This window comes from Streptococcus sp., assembly GCF_030825805.1.
In the GTDB taxonomy this organism is placed as follows: Bacteria; Bacillota; Bacilli; order Lactobacillales; family Streptococcaceae; genus Streptococcus.
In genome coordinates this window covers 1-3,942 of record NZ_JAPJPF010000068.1, presented here as the reverse complement: position 1 = coordinate 3,942, position 3,942 = coordinate 1, and the positions used below count along the sequence as shown (strand labels likewise).

General features: G+C 41.9%; 2 protein-coding genes. Both read left to right on the top strand.

What is annotated here, in order from left to right:
- The first annotated feature begins 330 nt into the window (after positions 1-330).
- Positions 331-2,484: a peptide cleavage/export ABC transporter ComA gene (gene comA, locus RCH62_RS08335; protein WP_306475016.1), complete on the top strand. Its 2,154-nt coding sequence runs from the start codon at positions 331-333 to the stop codon at positions 2,482-2,484.
- A 30-nt stretch (positions 2,485-2,514) separates the two neighbouring features.
- Positions 2,515-3,873 (top strand): bacteriocin secretion accessory protein, encoded by a 1,359-nt coding sequence (locus RCH62_RS08330; protein WP_306475015.1) that lies wholly within the window; start codon positions 2,515-2,517, stop codon positions 3,871-3,873.
- The last annotated feature ends 69 nt before the right edge of the window (positions 3,874-3,942 follow it).

Sequence of the window (3,942 nt, the reverse complement as noted above, 5' to 3'; positions counted from 1 at the left end):
AAATCAACGAAGCACTTGTCGTTGAATTCTACAACAAAATGCTTTAATTTTAAGAAAAAACTTGCAGAAAGCCTACAACAGTGGGCTTTTTGTTTTGTCTTCAATCCTCGATTTCTGGGTTTGTTCAGTTATTTGCTCCCTAAGTTTACTTCATAGAAAGAAATGTCCGCCTGTAAAAATAGGCGGTTTTTCTTTTACAAAATAAATAACAACTCTCCTGATTTGGAGATTTTTGTGACCAAATACCTAAAATAATAAACAAAATAGCGATTTTTTCTTCTCAGATTGTCCATTTTGTTAAGATGAAACAAACGATTGGAAAGGGTTCTTATGGGATTTAAGAAAAAACATTATCGCCAACAAGTTGATATGAGAGACTGCGGTGTTGCTGCTTTGGCCATGGTCTTTGGCTACTATGGCTCATACTATTCTTTGGCCAGTCTGCGGGAGAAGGCAAAAACGACTGCAGATGGAACGACCGCCTTAGGTCTGGTCAAGGTGGCTGAGGAGTTGGGATTTGAGACACGCGCCTTCCGAGCAGATCGCACACTTTTTGACTTGGAAGGAGTGACCTATCCATTGATTGTCCACGTGATCAAGGATGGGCGTCTCCCTCATTATTACGTAGTCTATAAGAAAGATAAAAAGCATCTTTACATAGCCGATCCAGATCCAAAGGTAAAGATGACCAAATTGACGATCGAGGAGTTTGAAAAGGAATGGACAGGGATTGTCATTGCCTTGGCCCCGACTCCAGCCTATCAACCAAGTAAAGAAAAGAAAAATGGGCTTTTAGATTTTGTCCCTCTTTTGTTTAAACAGCGGCAATTGGTTCTGCATATTGTTCTTGCAACGTTATTGGTGACCCTCATCAATATTGTGGGTTCTTACTACCTACAATCGATTATTGATACCTATGTGCCTGATCAGATGAAGCAGACGCTGAGTGTGATTTCACTAGGGTTGATCGTGGTTTACATCTTACAGCAAGTCCTGACCTATGCGCAAGATTACTTGCTTCTTGTTTTAGGCCAACGCTTGTCTATTGATGTCATTCTATCCTATATTAAGCATGTTTTTCAGTTGCCTATGAGTTTCTTTGCGACTCGACGGACAGGAGAAGTGGTGTCACGTTTTACAGATGCCAACCGCATTATCGATGCTCTGGCTAGTACGCTGCTCTCAATCTTTTTGGATCTGTCTATTGTTTTGATTTTATCAGTAGTCCTGTTTAGCCAAAATGCTCACCTCTTTTTCTTGACTATTCTCTTGCTACCGATTTATGCGGTCATTATTTTTGCCTTTATGAAGCCTTTTGAGCGCTTAAATAATGAAACCATGGAAGCCAATAGTGTCTTGTCTTCTTCTATTATCGAAGATATCAATGGGATTGAAACCATCAAGTCTCTTACCAGTGAACGCAGTCGCTATCAAAAGATTGACTCAGAATTTGTGGATTATCTGAAGAAGTCCTTTGCCATGAGCAAGGCGGAGAGTCTGCAAAAGGGGCTCAAACACTTGGCCCAGTTGATTTTGAATGTCTTGGTCTTGTGGTTGGGAGCTCATTTGGTCATGAAGCAAGAATTGAGCTTGGGGCAGTTGATCACCTACAACACTCTCCTTGTTTATTTCACAGGTCCTCTAGAGAACTTGATCAACCTCCAAACCAAACTTCAAGCAGCCCGAGTGGCCAATACTCGTCTGAATGAAGTCTATTTGATAGACTCTGAGTTCGCAGAGAAGAAGCCTCTTCAAGATCGTGAGGCTCTCGATGGTGATCTGGTTTTTGAGGGAGTGGACTACAAGTACGGTTTTGGAGCTAACGTTCTTACCGATATCAGTCTCACGATCAAAAAAGGGAGCAAGGTAAGTTTTGTTGGTATTTCAGGTTCTGGAAAAACCACGCTAGCAAAGATGATGGTGAATTTCTACCAACCCAATAAAGGGACGATTCGCCTGGGAGGAACGGATATCCAGCAAGTGGATAAGACCTTGCTCCGTCAACAAATCAATTATTTACCCCAGCAGCCCTATGTCTTTAACGGTACGATTTTAGAGAACTTGTTACTGGGAGCGCGGGAAGAAACTAGTCAGGAAGATATCTTGCGCGCTGTTGAAATCGCAGGAATTCGAGAAGACATTGAGCGTATGCCCCTCAATTACCAAACAGAATTAACTACGGATGGCATGGGAATCTCTGGTGGTCAACGGCAGCGGATTGCCTTGGCGCGTGCCTTATTAACGGACGCTCCGATTCTGATCTTGGATGAAGCGACCAGCAACCTGGATATCTTGACGGAGAAGAAAATTGTGGACCGCTTGATGGCCTTAGACAAAACGATTATCTTTATCGCCCATCGGTTAACGATTGCAGAACGGTCTGAAAAAGTCTTCCTCATGGACCAAGGTCGTCTGAAGGAAGAAGGGAACCATGAAGAACTGCTGAAAAAGAATGGCTATTACAACCATTTGGTTACTTGTTAAGAGAGGACTAGGAGAAAAAAAGAGAGTATGATGAACGAAAAATATTTTGAAAGTGCAGAATTCTATCAGAAACGTTTCCATAATTTTGCTAGTTTATGGGTAGTCCCTTGTTTTCTTTTACTACTGTTTATTGTCGGTTTCTCTGTCTTTGCCAAGAAGGAAGTGACCTTATCTAGTCGTGGGACGATTGAAGCAACGCGCGTGGTGGACCAAATCCAGTCAACGAGTAATTCTCCCATTCAAGTCAACCATTTGAAGGAAAATAAAGAGATTAAGAAGGGAGAAATCTTGGTAGAATACCAAGAGAATCAGGAAAAACAACAAGGAATGAGCTTAACGCAACAGCTCGACCTCTTGAAGAAACAAGAGGAACAATTAAAATTGTTGAAAACGAGCATTGAGTCTGGGGAGAGCCAGTTTACAGGAAATGAGCATTTTGGGTATGACCAGCTGTTTAAGGATTACCAGCAACAAATAGCGATTCTCCAAGCGCAAGCTCATCAACAAAATGCAACCATTGCTTCTCAAAATGCCAGTGCAAGTTCCAGTCAAGCAGAAATTGGCCAAGCTATCCAAGACCAAGAGAAGCGATTAGCTGATTACCATAGTCTAAAATCAGCTCTACTAGAGGGAAGAAGTCTGGATGCGACTCATCCACTTTACTCTCTCTACCAGAGTTACGCTCAGCAACCACATGGAGAAGAAAACGCTCAAGCACAAGCTTCTTTTATCAGTCAGCTAGATAGTCAAATCCAGCAGTTAGAGGCAAGTATTTCTAATTATCGAATCCAATATGCGGGATCCGGAAGCCAACAAGCTTTTTCGACCAGCTTAGATAGTCAAATAGCCTCCCTGAAAGCTCAACAGCTGAGTAAGATTGGACAAGATTTACTGCTTCTTTCTCAGCAAATCGCAGATCTAGACAGTAAGTTAAAAACACAAGAAAATCTTCTTCAGAAGACTCGGATTCTAGCCAAGGATGAAGGGGTGATTCATTTGAATGATGAAACAAAAGGAGCGAATATTGTAGCAGAAGGTACTCCTTTGGCTCAAGTTTATCCTCTCATTCAGAAAGAAAAAGAAGTCAAGATTGTCACCTATATCCCTTCAAAAGATATAGCCACGATTCATGTAGGTGATCGGATTCGCTTTAGCACACAGGGAAGTAAACAAAAACCAATTACGCTAGAGGCCCGTATTAGCTCAATTGCTTCGAGTGCCACTCGGACAGAACAGGGGAACTTTTTCAAAATAGAGGGAATTCTCCGTCTCAAGGATCAGGAGGCCAAACTCCTACGATACGGTTTAGAAGGGAAGTGTGTCCTGATCACAGGAGAGAAATCTTACTTCAGTTTCTTTGTGGATCAATTTTTAGGAGCAGGGAACTAAAGAAACATAACATAAAAGAGGCTGGGACAAAAGTCCTAGCCTCTCAATTGTCTTTGGATTATCGAGCAA

Excerpts from the sequence above, each read along its gene's own strand:
- RCH62_RS08330 (WP_306475015.1), top strand. The coding sequence starts at position 2,515 with ATGAACGAAAAATATTTTGAAAGTGCAGAATTCTATCAGAAACGTTTC.
- comA (WP_306475016.1), top strand. The coding sequence starts at position 331 with ATGGGATTTAAGAAAAAACATTATCGCCAACAAGTTGATATGAGAGAC.